The sequence below is a fragment of the Leptotrichia wadei genome (assembly GCF_007990545.2).
Taxonomy (GTDB): domain Bacteria; phylum Fusobacteriota; class Fusobacteriia; order Fusobacteriales; family Leptotrichiaceae; genus Leptotrichia; species Leptotrichia wadei.
The window spans coordinates 1,646,483-1,664,405 of record NZ_AP019829.2; the positions used below are offsets into that span (position 1 = coordinate 1,646,483).

Sequence of the window (17,923 nt, forward strand, 5' to 3'; positions counted from 1 at the left end):
TTTTTATTTTTTATTAATTTCTGGAACTCCCTTTTCTGTCAAATCATGGTTTTGCCTATAAAACTCCCATTCATCAACTTCTTTCCCATCCTTAAATTTACAAATTCCATATTCATTTTCATCTTTATCTTTTCTAATAATCGACTTCCCACCTTGTTCCACACAATAAACTGAAGCAGGATTAGCCATTCCAATCATTTTTTGTTCAGGAAAATCTTCATTTAAATCTTTATTTCCATTATTTTTAATAGAAATATTCTGATCTATTCTTACTGGTTTTGTCACCTTTCTACTAGCATCCTTACTATGTGCCTCCAACGACATTGATAATAATCCAACCAATAAAATTCCAAATGCTTTTTTCATTTTTCCTCCTTATTTTACTTTCATATTACTTATAAATATTATATAATATTTTTTAATATTTATATATATATTTACCTTAATTCTATATTTTTATTTCATTATTTATTGGAATTTAAAAAATTTATCAAATGAACTTCGACTATTACTTTTTTATTGATCTATAACTAAAAAACTCTATATCCGAATCTATTTGAAAATAAAAACAAATTTTATTTTTTTCAACTTAACTAAACAATTACTCAATTTCTTCAAAATAGTTTTTTTGCAATCCATAAGTCGATATTTTCCGATTAACCAGATAAGCAAAAATCACAATTATCACAAAAAATGGCAAATTATTAAATCCAAAAACTTCTCCACCAATAAAAATTGGTGCTAATAAAGTATTTGTCGCACTTCCAAATACACTGATATACCCTGCCGCAGCAACAAATTCAATCGGAAGTCCAAAGAAAATCCCTATCACAACACCCAATGAAGCTCCAATTGAAAATAGTGGCGTCACTTCTCCACCTTGAAATCCAGCAGCCAATGTCAATGTTGTCAATAATAATTTTAATATCCAGTCATATCCAAAAATTGGTTTCCCTAAAAAACTGTTTTCAATTAAATTTGTTCCAAGCCCAGTATATCGACCTTCGTGCAATAATAAAAGTATTATGCTAAGAAAAATTCCAATAATAAAAATTCGATAATATGGATTTTTAATTTTTTCTGCAGCAAATTTTTTCAAAAAACTTTGTAAATAAACAAATAAATTTCCAGCAAATCCAAAAATTATTCCTAAAATTGCAAATTTTACAAATGTCGTTGGAGTTATTGATAAAGTTGTATTCACAATGTGAGTAAACTTTTCCAGTCCTAGAAAAGATGAAGTCCAACTAGCAGTAAATGCTGCAACAACAGCTGGAAGCAAAGCATATAACTGCAAATTTCCCAATGCTAAAACTTCTAAACCAAAAAATAACGCTGCAATCGGAGTCTGAAACAATCCACCAAAGCCTGCCGCCATTCCTGTTACCAAAAAAACTTTAGACTTATCAGGAAAATTAAAGTACTTATTAAATCTATGAGAAAGCGTCGCTCCCAGCTGCACAGCAACCCCTTCACGCCCAGCACTTCCCCCAAACAAATGCGTAATCCAAGTCGCAACCGTCAGAATCGGAACAAGTCTTAAAGGAATCTCCTTCTCAGTCCCATGACCAACTTCAAAAATTAGTCCCATCCCCTTACCAGTTTTCCCAGCAAATTTTTGATAAATAAAAACAATTAAAAGTCCTGCCAAAGCCAAGAAAGGCACAAAATAATACAAATATTCCTTCCGAATATCTCCAATCCAAATCAATCCTCTTCCAAAAATCGTATCAATTATTCCAACAATAAAACCAATAATAATACCTGCTATTATCAATTTTAAATACAAAAAATATGAATGCTGATAACTTTCTTTTATATTTTTTAACACTCAACTTCTCCTTTCTAAAATTTATTAACATCAAATTGTTTATACTAGGTTCCGTTTAAAATTATATTATTTGCTGACAAGAGAATCTTGATCCTTGCAAAAAAATTTATAACTAGCTCGCTGTTTAAATAAGAAATAGTATAAACCTTTTATCAAATTTTATCATATTCTTTTCAACTATAATAGTTTTATTTTAATTTTTAAATCAAATATTTTAGAGAAATAAAAAAAGCTATTTGATATAACTATTAAAATTATATAAACAGCTTTTTTATATTAAACTTTTTTACTTTTCAGTATATGATTAAATTTTTCCAACAATTAAAATTTTTTATAATAATATAAAATCCTTTGCTTTAAAATTTTTATTTTCCAAATTTTAAATACAGTTTTCTAAACAAATCTATTATTCTTCAATAGAACCATGACCAGTACTTTTTAATGTACAGCTCTTATCTTTTCCATTTTCTGTGTAAACAGCATCATTTCCTTTCATGTGAATTGAAATATTTCCATCAGAATATTTTTCTCCACTTGCAGCTGATGTAGAATTTAAATTATAGATACTTCCATAACCATCAGCTAATTTTACTTTATCTGTTGAAAGATTTTCAACTGTTATATCTTGGTAACCATCACAGCTAAATTTTCTTAATAAATTTCCACTTGCAGCTTTATTTGAGTTTCCGCTATTTGAATTTGAATCGCTTGTTAAATTACAGCTTTCATCATTTCCACTTGCTGTAAATACAGCATCATTTCCTTTTATTTGAATAGAAACTCCGTTACCTGAATATAATTCTCCACTAGCAGATCTTGTCAATTTTAAATTGTAAACTTTTCCGCTATCATCTGTCAATCTAACTTTATTTGTTGAAAGATTTTCTACTGTTACGTTTCTGCTGCTGCAGCTAAATTTTCTTGTTAAATTTTTAGAAGTTACTGCTGTTTTATTTACAGCTTTTTTTCTAGAAGTTTTTGATACAGCTGAATAACCAATAGAACCGATAGCCAATACTCCAATTAAAGTTGCTAAAATCATTTTTTTTGTAGATTTCATAATAATCACTCTCTCTTTTCTTCAATCTTTTATATTTATTTTTTGAAATTTTTGATCCTTTTAATCTCTCAAATTTCAGTATGAGTATACTACAAATTACTTTGTTTTTAATATTAAATCAATTATAATTTTAATAGTTTTACAATTTATATAAAGATAACTAGATAAGCAATATTTGTTACCTGTGCAATCTTCGCTTAAACTCTTCCTTATACGATTTGTAGGCATATCGCAACATTATGCTTAAAATAAATAATGGAATTGAAGAAAATATGCTCCAAGTCATTTTTTTGCTTATAATTAATTCTAAAACTAAAAGAAATATTCCAACAAAAAAAATAAAAAAATTCAATATTTTCATCCTATCACTTTTATGTTTATCCCATACATACGAGAAAACAAAGCTAATAAGATAAAATACAAAAACAATAGGAATTCCACGTCCTATGCTCCAAGTTAATTTTTTATCTCCAAAATCAAGTATAAGAAAAAAAACTGTAAGACCAGTCAATATCAAAAATAAATTTGTTCTCATTCTATAAGAGTCTAAAAATACAAATAATCCCAAATCAAAGACTAAAATAGATGGAATCGCATAATATCCCCATTCAAGTTTCCCATACATTATCAAATTTTGAAAAAAAACCTCCAATATTGAAATAATTGAAATTGTAAAAAATGATAGAAATATAGCTTTTTTCACTTTTTTCATCTTCATTTCATACAAATTTATATTAATAATCGGATATTCTCTTGCAAATTCTTCTTCCGTTTCCTTTATTTCAGGAACAGCCGTTTCACATAGCGGACATCTTTTCACTCCATCTTCCAGCTCTACTCCACACTTTATACAATACATTTTCATTTCCTTCTTTATTATTTTTTTTATAATATTCTCAATAATTAGTAATTATTTTAGATCTTATGCCTCTTTTTCTCAAATAAACAAAAAAATCCCTTTCAATATCATAATCTGCAGTTAAATTTCCAAAATTTATATAAACTTTTTGACTATCGCTTATAACTCCCATTTTTATTTTACATCTTTTACTTGGTGGTGGTAAAAATCTGAATCCCTTTAAATATTTTTCATATTTCTTATCAATTTTAAAAATTCCCAAATTGGAAAATCCTGTTGTATAGCCACGTTCTCCATAGTAATCAAATATAAATGGAAAAAATATTCGTTTTATCAAATATGGGACAGATTTTATAATTATATTTCTCATTGGATTCATCGCTTTATAAATACTTTTATAAAATTCTTTTTTTGTAATTTTCAAGGCAAAATAATTATCCAAATAAGTGATAATTTCAGATAGGGAATATGCTCCAAGGCTAGCATCTATACTTGGAGTTATATTTATAAAAAAATTCCTATATGTTTTTTCCTCAAAAATTCTTCGTAAATCAACTGGAACTCCAATAACAATCGGATTTTTTGCACTAGAATACCTATCCAGCAAAATTTTAAAATAAACCGCAAGTAAATATTTTCCAATTGTAGTTTTATGCTTTTTGCTTTCCATTTTTAAATCATCAATATAAATCTCACCAGTCGTAATATGATACTGTCCCTTCTCTAATATTTTCATTGGTAAATGAAATGCAGATTTTATCGTAGTTTCCTTACTTACTTTCCTCATATATTTTTCATAAAGATCAACATATTTATTTTCCTTTACATTATTTTCCTCATCATAATTTCCAAATATTTCTTCATTTTTTTTTAAAATCTTTTTTTTATTTTCTAAAAAACTTTTATTTTCAAAATTTTTAATTTTACTGCCTATCATTTTGGGAAAATCAATCATTTTTTTTAAATTTTTATCATTTACTAAATCTTTATTTTTTATTTTAAATTTATTCTTATCCTCACTCTTTCCATTATTTTCAACAATAATCCTCTTATTTTCAAAATTTTCATTCCTAATATTTTTAGAAAAATACTTCTTTTCTGTATATTCTTCAATTAAATCCTGAAAAAACAGCATTGCACCTTTCCCATCTGTTAAAAAATGTGCGATTTCTATTGACAATTTATTATTAAAATAAATTATTCGCAACGGATTATCTTTTTGTATATCCGTACAAGGATAAGTTTTTTCCTCCTCAATCATAAAATGAGTCTTCTTTTGCTGTAAATAATTCCAAAAAATACCTTTTTTCAATTCAGAATTATAAAACGGATACTTCTCTTCAAGTAAAATTACTACTTTTTCCAATATTATCAAATCAACATTTTCAGAAAACAATACTGAAAGTCTAAAACACGTTGTTCTTCCTTCACTAATTATCGAAGAATATGTCTTTGCAAAGGCATCCAGTTCATACCAAATTTTTTCATTTTTCACTTTTCCCTCCCTTCTTATTTTTTTTATTAGTTATTTATAAAAATTTATAATTTCATATTTTTATTAGAGATATTAGTGAACTACTCCCGCTTTTAGAAGCGGGAGCTTCTTGGGAAGTATCTGCTTTTGCTAGCCAAATATATTTACCAAGCTCTTCGGGCAGTTCCTGCCCTGTCTTCTTTTATTTTCCTAATATTCCAACATTGCTTTTCCAATGTTTTTTATATTCAATGCCGCATTATAATCTCTATCAATTTCAATCCCACAACATTCACATTTATAACTTCTTTCTGATAATTTCAGTTCCTCTTTAATATTTCCACATTTACTGCAAGTTTTCGACGATGGAAACCACTTATCTATCTTCAAAAATTGCTTTCCCAAAAACATCAGTTTATACTCAAGCATTCTCAAGAACATTCCCCATCCATTATCTCCTACACTTTTCCCAAAATTTAATGACTGGCTCATCCCTTTCATATTCAAATCCTCAACAACCACAGCATTGTACTCTTCAGATAATTTTTTCGATAATTTATGCAAGAAATCTCTTCGACAATTTTTGATATACTCATGAAGTTTTGATATTTTCGATCTTTGCTTATACCAATTTTTAGAAAATTTTACTTTTCTTGATAATGATTTTTGTAATTTTTTCAATTTTTTCTCCAACATCCTAAAATATCTTGGATAATCAGCCCTTTGGTTTTCAGAACTGATAAATAGTTCAGACATCGAAAAATCAAGTCCAATCACTTTATCATTACTTGGATTTTTTTGAATTTCTTTTTCAAATTCTGTCAAAACAGAAACATAATAATTTCCATTGCTATTTGTCAATGTTACTGACTTTATCTTGTAATCTTCTGTTATTTCTCTATGATATTTCAATTTTACTTTTTTCAATTTTGGCAAAACTAAATATTTATTTTCTTCAATTCGTATCGAATTGTTCACACAATTTGTCGTATAACTTTTAACACTAGTCTTTTTAGATTTGAACTTTGGAAACTTCGCTCTCTTCTGAAAAAAATTTGTAAACGATCGTTTTACATTCAATTGAGCATTTGAAAGTGCCAGACTGTCAACTTCTTTCAAAAATTGGTTTTCATTTTTCAAACTGGCAGGTGTAATTATTTTATTTTTTCCCGTTTCTTCATAAAATTTATTTGCAACATACAAAATCGTATTGTAAACAAAACGAACACATCCAAAAGTCTTATTTATCAATAATTCCTGCTCTTTATTTGGATAAATTCTGTATCTGAATGCTAAATTATATTTCATAAAATTACACCTCCTTTTGATTTTGAATATTATTTTTAATTATTTCTTTAGAAATTTATCATTAGTGATTTCTCTTCGATATTTTATACAAAAATTGTATCATAGACATATCCTTTTTTCAATTTTTTTACAAAAAAGCAATTCATCTCCCACTTGTAGAAAGCCTACGACTTCTTGCTATCTTTTTGTTAAAAATTATATTTCTAAATATTTTTTCAATTTTTCATAATTTTTTTTTGCAGTTTCATATCCAATATTATACACTTCAAAAAGTTTTTTCCGATTTTTCTCAATTCTTCCAAGAGTCAATCCCACTTCTGGGCGAATCACAAAAATTTCACTCTTTGCCTCCAATTCATCAATGTAATCAAGTTCCTTATTATATCTAATGTATCTCGTATTCATAAGTTCAACAAATTTAGGAAATTTTTTATATTTTACTCCTGTAATTCTACCTAAAGCACTTTGTTTTTTTCTATAACTTTTATCACGTGTCAAAATAACTACATTTTTTTTATTCCCATTTTCAATAGATTTTCTTATTGGTATCGAATCAGAAACTCCTCCGTCCAAATAAACATTGCCATTAATTTCAACCATTCTGGCAAGTAATGGCAATGAACTGGAAGCTCTTACATAAATTGTATCTTTATCAAAATCCTTAACTTCAGGATACTCTGCTTCTCCAGTTTCACAATTTGTAATTACCACCTGAAATTTTGTTTTGTTTTTCTTAAATGCTTCATTGTCAATTGGATTTAATTTATTTGGAATTTCATCATAAACAAAATCTACACCAAATAAATCTCCCGTTTTAATTAAGCTATAAAAACTACAATATCTTTTGTCGTCTAAATAATCTACCGACACGTTAAATGCCCTCTTATACTGTTTTGCCAAATAACTGCATGCATGGCAAGCTCCAGCAGATACTCCTATACAGCTATCAAATTCAATATTTTTTTCCAAAAAGAAATCCAAGACTCCAGCTGTAAAAATACCACGAAGTCCTCCACCTTCTAATACTAACCCAGTTTTTTCACCCATTAATTTCATCCCTTTCAACATTAATATATTTTTACAATTTTGTATTTTTCAATATTATACACCTATTAACTATATTTTTCTACTTTTTTTAATGATTTCTTATCTAAAAACAAAAAAAAGACTGAGTAATTTACCCAGCCTCACACAACTTATTTTTCAATAGTTTTATCATTTTTAGCCAATTCTGAAAACGCCGTAACCATTCCAGCTAAATTTTGCAATTCACTTGGAATAATGATTTTTGTTGCTTTTCCATCTGCCACCTTTTCAAAAGTTTCCATTCCCCTCAATGACAATACTTCCTTTGTCGGTGCAGCTTCATTTAACAATCTCAATGCTTCCGCTTTTGCCCTTTGAACTGACAAAATAGCTTCTGCTTCCCCTTCAGCCTCTTTTATCTGTTGCTCCTTCTTGGCTTCAGCTCTCAAAATTGCAGCTTGCTTTTCTCCTTCAGCAACCAATATTGCTGCTTCTCTTTTAGCCTGTGCTTCCAAAATATTAGCTCTTTTTTCACGTTCAGCTTTCATTTCTTTTTCCATTGCAACACGAATATCCGCTGGTGGCAAAATACTCTTTAATTCCACACGATTCACTTTTATCCCCCAAGGATCAGTTGCATCATCCAATTCTTGACGCATTTTTGTATTAATAATATCTCTTGAAGTCAAAGTTTGGTCAACTGTCATATCTCCAATAATATTTCTTAAAGTTGTTGCTGTTAAATTTTCAATTGCTGAAAGCGGTCTTTCTACCCCATAGGTATATAATTTTGGATCAGTTATTTGAAAATAAACGACTGTATCAATTTGCATTGTCGCATTATCTTTTGTAATGACTGGCTGAGGTGGAAAATCCACGACTTGCTCCTTTAATGATACACTTCTTGCAACTCTGTCAAAAAATGGATTCAAAAAACTAAGTCCTGAATTTAAAGATCTATCGTACTTTCCTAATTTTTCCACGATAAGTACACGTGATTCAGGTACAATCTTTATTGATTTTAAAATATAAATTAGTGCAATTACAATAAGAATTACTACTATTGGCAATGCCCACATAATTCTACCTCCTATTTTTTTATTTTTATAATTACTTATTTTTTTCTAAAATTATCTTATTCCCTCTAAATCCTTTAATTTTCGCAATTTCCCCACTTGAAAATATTTCTTCACTTACTCCACTCCAAATAGAACCTTTAAATTTTACTTCATATTCCTTTTCGATTTTTTTAGTGTCAACCACTTTTACAACTTTTATATTTGTTCCCTTCATACTTGAATCAAAATTTGTTTTCCTTTGTATTTCAATATATTTTCTCAAAACTGGACGTGTAAAAATCAAGAAAATTATTGAAAGCACAGCAAATATTAAAAATTGAATCAGTGAATCTCCAATGAAATTTGAAAGAAACATTACAATCAAAGCTGAAAGTGCAAACCAAATTGTCACAAGCCCTGGAATAATTATTTCCAGAATTGCCATTATTCCTGACAAAATTGCCCAAAATAACGCTCCCATAATTTTTTCCTCCCAATTTTATTCTTCACTAAAATCCGATTCCAATTCCTCCATGAACTCCTCCAGTACCTACTCCAATCCCAGCACTTAAACACGATGTTAATGCTAATAACATCAATATCGTGATAATTATTTTTTTCATAATCTATCTTCCTTTCATTTTTTATTAAACTGAGTTACTTCCAACTTTAGAAAAAAACTCCTTGTTAAATTTCGTTAAAATCCAATTCCTCCAGAAAGTCTACCGTCTGTATCAATCCCAATTCCTCCTTTAATTAAACCATCTGTAGACACTCCAATATTTCCCCTAACTTTTCCGTCACTACCAATTCCAATTCCTCCAGTTACGCATGAAGTCAATGAAAATAACATCAACGTTACCAAAATAACTTTTTTCATACCAACTCCTTTAATTTTATTTATTACTTTTTTGTTACTACCTTCCATATTTTATAACTTTATTTTCTTTCTTGCAAGCATTATTTTAAAAAAAGTCATCTTAAACAAGCTCTAAAAATTTATTTTCACTTACAAGATGACCTCCTAATCAATATTTATCATTTTCTTTTCAATATCTGTAACTATTCTTGATAAATTATCCTTGATACAATTTAATAGATTCTCTAAATTTAGCAATTTTGTTTTCTAATTCTTCTTTTATGCCATTTTCTTTATTGATAACTTCTTTTGGTGCTTTAGACAAGAATTTTTCATTTGATAATTTTCCTAAAACTCTGTCTAATTCTTTTTGTGTTTTTTGAATGTCTTTTTCAAGTTTTGCGATTTCTTTTTCTTTGTCAATTAAATCAGCAAGTGGAACGTAAATTTCTGTTGTTTCAACTAATTTGAATCCAACTAATGCAGGAATTTCTGTATTAAATTCATATTTTTCAACATTTGCTAATTTATCTAATATTTTCGCATTATGTTCTAAAATTTCTTTTTCTCCATCATTTACGATTTTGAAGATTACTTCAATTTTCTTCGCTGGTGAAACATTTGCTTCCCCTCTAATATTTCTAATTGCATTAACGATTTCTTTCAAGTAATCAAATTCTTTTTCAGCCGCCAAATCAACATATTTTTTGTTTTCTGTTGGGAATTCTGATAACATAATTGTTTCTTCGTCTAATCCTAATTTTTGCCAAATTTCTTCAGTTATGAATGGCATAAATGGATGAAGCATTCTCAATCCTTTATCAAGAACTGTTTTCAATACATACTGTGCCACAGTTTTATCTGAACCTTCTTGTCCATAAACTCTAGTTTTCGCAATTTCCACATACCAGTCACAGAAATTTCCTCTGAAAAATTCATAAGCAACTTTTGCTGCTGAATCCAATTCATATTTATTCATATATTCGTTAATTTGTCTTGAAGTTGTTTGCAATTTAGATAAAATCCATCTATCTTCTAGCTTAAATTCTTTCTCATCAATAACTGCATTTGCATCAAAGTCTTCCAAATTCGATAAAACGAATCTTGAAGCATTCCAAACTTTGTTTGCAAACGTAGAACCCATTTCTAATAATTTTTCAGAAAAATGAATATCTTGTCCTTGTGAAGTATTATACAAGAAACTGAATCTTATCGCATCTGCTCCATATTTTGCAATTAAATCTAATGGATCAGGTGAATTTCCTAATGATTTCGACATTTTTCTACCTAATTCATCTCTAATAATTCCGTGCAAATATACATAACTAAATGGAATTTCATCATTAATATACAAACTCATCATAACCATTCTTGCTACCCAGAAGAATAAAATATCTGCCCCTGTTACTAACGCATTTGTTGGAAAGAATTTTTCCAAATCTGGAGTTTTGTCAGGCCAACCTAATGTTGAAAATGGCCACAATGCTGATGAAAACCAAGTATCTAGCACATCTGTTTCTTCTCTTAATGAAACTTCTTTTCCAAATTTTTCTTTCGCTTGAGCTTTTGCCTCTTCCATATTTCTAGCGACAAATACTGTTCCATCTTCAGCATAGTACGCAGGAATTCTGTGTCCCCACCAAATTTGTCTAGAAATAGTCCAGTCTCTTATATTTTCAAGCCAGTTGTAATAAACTTTTTCCCATCTTTTTGGAGTAATTTGAATTTGTCCATTTTTTACAACTTCCAATGCTCTTTTTGCAAGTGGTTCCATTTTTACAAACCATTGAGTTGAAACTCTTGGCTCAATAATAGAATCACATCTGTAGCAATGTCCCACAGCATGATTGTGTTCTTTTGTCCCAACTAATAATCCTTCAGCTTCTAAATCAGCCAAAATCGCTTTTCTAGCCGCAAATCTTTCTAATCCTTCGTATTTTCCACCATTTGAATTTACGTGCGCATCTTCAGTAAAAATATTTATAAATTCAAGTCCAGTTCTTTTTGCTACTTCAAAGTCGTTAGGATCGTGTGAAGGTGTCATTTTTACTACCCCTGTACCGAATTCCATATCTACATACTCATCTGCAACAACAGGAATTTCTCTATTCATCAACGGTAAAATAACTTTTTTACCAATTAAATGTTTGTATCTTTCATCATTTGGATTTACTGCAACCCCTGTATCTCCTAACATTGTTTCAGGTCTTGTTGTCGCAATAATTACATAATCATCAGTATCCTTTATTCTATATTTGATTTCCCAAATTTTCCCTTTTTTGTCAATGTGATTAACTTCATCATCAGCCAAAGCTGTTTTGTCGTGAGGACACCAGTTTACAATGTACTCTCCTCTATAAATTAAACCATCATTATACAATTTTATGAAAACTTCTTTTACAGCTTTTGAAAGCCCTTCATCCATCGTAAATCTTTCTCTATCCCAGTCAAGTGAAACTCCCAATTTTCTCAACTGTTTAGTAATTAATCCACCATGTTTTTCTTTCCATTCCCAGGTTCTTCTCAAAAATTCATCGTATCCAATTTCTTCTTTTGAAGTTCCTTCTTCTTTTAACATTCTCTCAACTTTATTTTGAGTCGCAATCCCAGCATGATCCATTCCAGGAATCCAAAGTGTCTCAAACCCGCTCATTCTTTTATATCTAATAATTGCATCTTGAATCGCATTATTCAACATATGTCCCATATGCAAAATCCCAGTTACATTTGGTGGCGGAATAGCAATCGAATATCCTGGTTTTTCGCTATTATGCTGTGCATTAAAATACCCTTTTTCTTCCCAAATTTTGTACCATTTGTCTTCTATTTCTGTTGGTGAATATGCTTTACCTAACTCATTTGACATTTTATTTATATCCTCCTGTTTAAATTTCTAAATTTTAAAATTTTTAGATATTTTTATTTATTTTTTTTTACAAATTATATACATATTTTATCATAAAACTGACTTTTTTTCTACTATTACATTTTTTAAAACTATTCAATAATCTTCATTCCTCTTTCCCGCAATTCTCCAGCATATTTACGGGCAGTTTCATAATCTGTTATAATTACAAGCTGATTTCCACTTTGAATTGGCGTATCTCCACGTGCAATAATATCTTTTCCAGATTTACGCACACTTACGATTAATAAATTTTCCGGTAATTTAAGATCCTTTACTGATTTATTGTCAAATTCAGAATTTGCTCCTACCGGAATTAAAAGTGTTACAATCTTATCCTTTACATCTGGTCTTACACCAATTCCAAATTTTTTATTTTTCCACCATTTTTCCAATATTTCCAATCTTTTGACATGTTTTTGGATTTTTTCATTTTCCTCGTTTTCTTCCAAGATTTGCTTTTGAAACATATTCAAATAAAGCCTTTCATAAATTGGCTCCATTTTTAATAGTTCTGTAAAAATGTAAGTTATCGTACAAACAACTATTAACATATATAAATATGAAAAATTGCCTGTCATTTCCAAAATCAATGTAATTCCAGTAATTGGAGCTCTAACAACTGCCGTAAAATAAGCAGCCATTCCAAGCAGCATAAAATGCACAATTATTTCATTTGGAATTGAAAAATAATGATTTAACACTTCGCCATAAACTTTTCCAGTCAAAGCCCCTATTACAAGCATTGGAAGAAAAATTCCTCCTGGAGCGCTTGTTGCATAGCAAAGCATTGTATAAAAGAATTTTAATATTAAAATTATAATAATCGTTTTTAACATCACATTTTTCCCAAACATTTCCTCAATAAGCTCATGTCCGCCACCTGTAATGTCACTAAAAAACACAGCTACAATATATGCTATTACCATAAATATTGAAATTTTCACATAATTATTCAAATTTATTTTTCTATAATATTTTTGAATAAGCAGTAAAAAATAGCTGAATGCTCTTCCAGTAATTGTAATTACAATACAAAAAATAACTGTTACAAGTGCAATTACGTAATATGGAATATCTTTTGGCAATATGAAATTGTATTGAAAAGACGTATGTGAACCTAAAATCATTCTGGAAACAAAGTTAGAGGTACCGCTTGCTACCATAACGCAAATTAACAGCAGTGGAGAAAAGAATTTATGGATTTCCTCAAGTGAAAATATAACTCCCGCAAGTGGAGCATTAAATGTAGAAGAAATACCAGCACTTGCCCCACAAGTTACAAGATATTTTTCCTCCACTTCTGAACGCCTTGTAAGCTTCTTTATTCCAGAGCCAACTAAAGCTCCCAAATGCACCGAAGGCCCTTCACGTCCCATTGACATTCCAGCCCCAATCGCCAATATTCCCCCCACAAATTTCGTAATTAACTCTCCAAGCCATTTAAACTTTACTTTTTTCGTAAGCAGCCCGCTAACTTGCGGAATCCCACTTCCACTAATTAACGGATATTTAGAAAGCATAAACTGTATAGCCAGTCCCAATAATATAAAAACTGTTATTCCGATAATTATTTTGGGAAATCCCAAATTTGTAGTGAAAAACTCTCTAAAAATTGTCATTTTTTTTAATATTAACGTATAACTTCCAACAATAATTCCAGAAAAAATTCCCACAACAAAACACAGGAATATCAATACTACATTATTTCTTCGTGATTTCAATGAATTTATATCCCTTAATTCATGTAAAATATCCTTTGCCAATCTATTTCTCTCCTTTCCAGCAGACTTTCTGTATTCTATTAAATTACTATTTTATTAATGGCAATTCCCGTAATAATTTTGCTAGTTTAATTGCAGCCCAAGGTAAATGTTCGGTAATTCCAAGCCCAATTAAATTAAAATTATCATTAACATCATTTATCAATTTTGAAACAGTAGATATTTTAGCCCCAACAGGAAATTCATTCTTGTATTTATCAAATATTTCAGGTTCTGCAAAATACTGTGAATTAAATTCATACAAATCCAAAACATCCAAGTCAAAATGGACTATCACATTTTTTATCTCACGACTTTTCAACTCTTTCACAATTTTATCTCCATTTTTCTGAAATTCTTCTGTCGTAAAATTCTTAAAATTGTACTTCTTATAAACAACCCTGTCAAATTCTCGAGAATCATCAATTCCAGCAAATATCACATTTTCAGGTTTCACTTTCGTAGTTACCAAATTGTCAATATCTTTATCAGCTTCTCCAAGTAGACTTGCCAGAACCATTGCATGAAAATTCTTCCAATTATCCGCCGTCGTAGTAACGTCAGGATGTGCATCAATCCACAAAATCGCAGTTTTTTCATTTTTATACTTTTCCAGCAAATATCCAAACGGAGCCAATTCCACACTGCAATCCCCACCAAAAACCACAATTTTATCAGGATTCTTTTCATCCAGAATCTCAAATGTTTTTTTATATTGCTTTAACAAAGTATCCTTTGCTACAATCCCATCTCTCGTTTCATTGTTTGCAGTTTCTTTATCCACAGGAACTTCTACAGTTTCATCTTCCGACTCAGGTGCCAGCCAGTTAAGAAGTTTTGCACCCAAAAAATATTGCTCCCGATTTCCACCTTGCCATTGCGGAATTAATAATCTTAAAGTTTTACTCATTTAACTTCACTCTCTTTTCATATTAAAGTCATTTTTTAAAATTTAAAAAATATTTTTCCATATTAAAATAATATATTTTCCCAGACTTATCAATCAAAAACCCTGAAATTTCCATTTCGCAAGACAACTTTTCCATAATTTCATAAAATCCTTCAGGTGTTTGATTATAAAGCCCCGTTGAAATAATATCACCAAAAAAGGCATTTTCTGTAATTACTCCAACTTGCTTATTTTGAGATGGAAAACCTGTTTTGGGACTTATTATATGCCCGTATTTTTCATTATCTATAATAAGATATGTATTTTTCTGATTGGAAGTCGAATAACTCATATTTTTTATTTTTATTTCAAACAAGTCATTATCTCCATTTCCAGAATATTCATATTTCGTTATTCTAACAGGCATTCCATTTACATTTCTCAATACCTCTTTTTCATCTTCAGGATTTTCAGCGATAATTCCCCATTCATCAATAGCAATAATACTGCTCCCGCCAGCATTTACAATTGCATCCTTTATTCCAATTTTTTTCATTTCCTCAACCATTTTTTCAATTGCATAAGCCTTTATAAATGAACCTGTTATAATTTCTTGATTTTTTCCAATTCTTACACGATTTCTTTTCCTGTCAATAACAATTTTCTTATAATCCACAAGTCTTTTCACTTTTTTTATTTTTTCAAAACATGGCAAAACAGGATTTTGTTTATAAAATCCCCAAAGTCTTATGAGAGGCATTATTGTAATGTCATATTCTCCACCAATAATTTTTGACAAATGAATAATTTTTCTTAAAATCTCAACAGTTTCAATATCAACTTTTACAAAATGTCCGCTATTTTTATTAACTTTATCAATATATGAATTTTCCGAATATGAATTATACCTTTTATTCACATCTTCCAAAATTCCAAACAAATCATCAAAAACTGAATCATCATAAATTTCAGGTATTTTTATTTTTATATCTGAATGAAATAAAAAACGTACTTGGACTTTATACATCATACTTTTTACCTATTTTCCACTTGATGAATCATCATTTTTACTTTCTTTACCTTTATTTGGCGTATTTAATTTAAATTGACTTTCAACATCTTTATTTTTATCAATTTTTAACCGCTCTGATTCTTTTTGCTGTATTTTTTTTGAATCTTGATTTTTAGAATTATCTGTTTTATTTTGATTATTATCAGAATTTCTTTTTTCTTTTTCATTTGAAGGTTTTTGTGGTACATTATTTACTGGCTTATTTGACTGCGGAACAGATTTTACTTCTGCCATTGGTTCATTATTTCCAGTTGATGAAGTGGCTTTCTCGCTAGTTTTTCCTCCTTTAGCTACTCCATCTTTAGATGATGTTGCCTTTTCATTTGTTTTGCCTTCTTTTGAATTTTTACCCACTGATGAGGTAGCCCTTTCGCTAACCTTTCCTTCTATCGTAGTTTTTCCCTTATGATTTTCCACAAATTGTCGATAATTCCCAAAAACTACTAACGAGATTGCTCCTAAAAATAATATTACCTTTTTTTTATTATTCATTTTTATACTCCTTAACACTTCTTTATTTTATTATAAAGTGAACTTGGGAAGTATCTGCTTTTGCTAGCCAAATATATTTACCAAGCTCTTCGGGCAGTTCCTACCCTGTCTTCTTTTATTTTCCTAATATTCCAACATCAATTTTCCAATGTCTTTTATATTCAATGCCGCATTGTAATCTCTATCAATTTCAATCCCACAGCACTCACATTTATAAATTCTTTCTGATAATTTCAATTTCTCTTTAACGTTTCCACATTTACTGCAAGTTTTCGATGACGGAAACCACTTATCTATCTTCAAAAATTGTTTCCCTAAAAACATCAGTTTATACTCAAGCATCCTCAAAAACATTCCCCATCCATTATCTCCTACACTTTTACCAAAATTTAATGCCCGGCTCATCCCCTTCATATTCAAATCCTCAACAGCCACAGCATTATAATCTTCAGACAATTTTTTCGATAATTTATGCAGAAAATCTCTTCGACAATTTTTGATATATTCATGCAATTTTGATATTTTTTCTTTTTGTTTATACCAATTTTTAGAAAATTTTACTTTTCTTGACAATGACTTTTGTAATTCTTTCAATTTTTTCTCCAACATCCTAAAATATCTTGGATAATCAGCCTTTTGGTTTTCAGAACTGACAAATAATTCAGACATTGAAAAATCAAGTCCTATTACTTTATCATTACTAGCTACCTTTTGTATTTCTTTTTCAAATTCTGTCAAAATAGAAACATAGTAATTTCCATTACTGTTTGTCAATGTTACTGACTTTATCTTGTAATCCTCTGGTATTTCTCTATGATATTTTAATTTGATTTTTTTCAATTTTGGCAAAATCAAATATTTATTTTCTTCAATTCGTATCGAATTGTTCACATAATTTGTCGTATAACTTTTAACACTAGTCTTTTTAGATTTGAACTTTGGAAATTTCGCTCTCTTTTGAAAAAAATTCTTAAACGATCGTTTTACATTCAATTGAGCATTTGAAAGTGCCAAGCTGTCTACTTCTTTCAAAAATTGATTTTCACTTTTCAAACTGGCAGGTGTAATTATTTTATTTTTTCCAGTTTCTTCATAAATTTTATTCGCAGTATACAAAATCGTATTGTAAACAAAACGAACACATCCAAAAGTCTTGTTTATCAATAATTCCTACTCTTTATTTGGATAAATTTGGATAAATTCTGTATTTGAATGCTAAATTATATTTCATAAAATTACACCTTCTTTTAATTTTGAATATTATTTTTAATGACTTCTCTTCAATATTTTACACAAAAATTGTATCATAGGTGTATCCTTTTTTCAA

General features: G+C 29.2%; 17 protein-coding genes. All 17 read right to left on the reverse strand.

Translation table 11 applies throughout. The features are described from left to right. Positions 1-3 precede the first annotated feature (3 nt). Positions 4-366: a putative hemolysin gene (locus FVE73_RS07690; RefSeq protein ID WP_018499027.1), complete on the reverse strand. Its 363-nt coding sequence runs from the start codon at positions 364-366 to the stop codon at positions 4-6. Between the two features lie 235 nt (positions 367-601). Continuing rightward, positions 602-1,831, reverse strand: a complete 1,230-nt coding sequence (locus FVE73_RS07695; RefSeq protein WP_018499028.1) for a chloride channel protein — start codon at positions 1,829-1,831, stop codon at positions 602-604. A gap of 406 nt (positions 1,832-2,237) precedes the next feature. Further along, the gene (locus FVE73_RS07700) at positions 2,238-2,891 is read right to left on the reverse strand and encodes an MliC family protein (RefSeq protein WP_018499029.1); all 654 of its coding nucleotides are present in this window, start codon (positions 2,889-2,891) and stop codon (positions 2,238-2,240) included. 178 nt (positions 2,892-3,069) lie between these two features. Next, positions 3,070-3,750, reverse strand: a complete 681-nt coding sequence (locus tag FVE73_RS07705; protein ID WP_018499030.1) for a DUF6320 domain-containing protein — start codon at positions 3,748-3,750, stop codon at positions 3,070-3,072. A gap of 37 nt (positions 3,751-3,787) precedes the next feature. Beyond that, entirely contained in the window at positions 3,788-5,245 is a 1,458-nt protein-coding gene (locus FVE73_RS07710) for a hypothetical protein (protein WP_018499031.1), read from the reverse strand. 189 nt (positions 5,246-5,434) lie between these two features. Next, positions 5,435-6,532 (reverse strand): RNA-guided endonuclease TnpB family protein, encoded by a 1,098-nt coding sequence (locus tag FVE73_RS07715; RefSeq protein ID WP_146997853.1) that lies wholly within the window; start codon positions 6,530-6,532, stop codon positions 5,435-5,437. A gap of 195 nt (positions 6,533-6,727) precedes the next feature. Continuing rightward, positions 6,728-7,579: a patatin-like phospholipase family protein gene (locus FVE73_RS07720; RefSeq protein ID WP_018499264.1), complete on the reverse strand. Its 852-nt coding sequence runs from the start codon at positions 7,577-7,579 to the stop codon at positions 6,728-6,730. A gap of 149 nt (positions 7,580-7,728) precedes the next feature. Beyond that, positions 7,729-8,637 carry an SPFH domain-containing protein gene (locus tag FVE73_RS07725; RefSeq protein WP_018499263.1) on the reverse strand — a complete coding sequence of 303 codons (909 nt, stop codon included), beginning with the start codon at positions 8,635-8,637 and terminating at the stop codon, positions 7,729-7,731. A gap of 31 nt (positions 8,638-8,668) precedes the next feature. Continuing rightward, entirely contained in the window at positions 8,669-9,097 is a 429-nt protein-coding gene (locus FVE73_RS07730; protein ID WP_018499262.1) for an NfeD family protein, read from the reverse strand. 28 nt (positions 9,098-9,125) lie between these two features. After that, on the reverse strand, positions 9,126-9,239 hold the full coding sequence (locus FVE73_RS07735) for a lipoprotein (RefSeq protein WP_018499261.1): 114 nt from the start codon (positions 9,237-9,239) through the stop codon (positions 9,126-9,128). Between the two features lie 74 nt (positions 9,240-9,313). After that, on the reverse strand, positions 9,314-9,496 hold the full coding sequence (locus FVE73_RS07740) for a hypothetical protein (protein WP_155822766.1): 183 nt from the start codon (positions 9,494-9,496) through the stop codon (positions 9,314-9,316). Between the two features lie 196 nt (positions 9,497-9,692). Next, a complete protein-coding gene (locus FVE73_RS07745; protein WP_018499259.1) occupies positions 9,693-12,341 on the reverse strand; it encodes a valine--tRNA ligase in 2,649 nt (882 codons plus the stop codon). Positions 12,342-12,472: 131 nt separating this feature from the next. Next, entirely contained in the window at positions 12,473-14,146 is a 1,674-nt protein-coding gene (locus tag FVE73_RS07750; protein ID WP_018499258.1) for a ClC family H(+)/Cl(-) exchange transporter, read from the reverse strand. A 46-nt stretch (positions 14,147-14,192) separates the two neighbouring features. After that, complete coding sequence (locus FVE73_RS07755; protein ID WP_018499257.1) at positions 14,193-15,053, reverse strand: arginase family protein; 861 nt, start codon at positions 15,051-15,053, stop codon at positions 14,193-14,195. 28 nt (positions 15,054-15,081) lie between these two features. Next, entirely contained in the window at positions 15,082-16,059 is a 978-nt protein-coding gene (locus tag FVE73_RS07760; protein WP_018499256.1) for an FAD:protein FMN transferase, read from the reverse strand. A gap of 12 nt (positions 16,060-16,071) precedes the next feature. Continuing rightward, on the reverse strand, positions 16,072-16,596 hold the full coding sequence (locus tag FVE73_RS07765; RefSeq protein ID WP_018499255.1) for a hypothetical protein: 525 nt from the start codon (positions 16,594-16,596) through the stop codon (positions 16,072-16,074). Positions 16,597-16,719: 123 nt separating this feature from the next. Continuing rightward, positions 16,720-17,760 carry an RNA-guided endonuclease InsQ/TnpB family protein gene (locus tag FVE73_RS07770; RefSeq protein WP_232058499.1) on the reverse strand — a complete coding sequence of 347 codons (1,041 nt, stop codon included), beginning with the start codon at positions 17,758-17,760 and terminating at the stop codon, positions 16,720-16,722. Between the last annotated feature and the right edge of the window lie 163 nt (positions 17,761-17,923).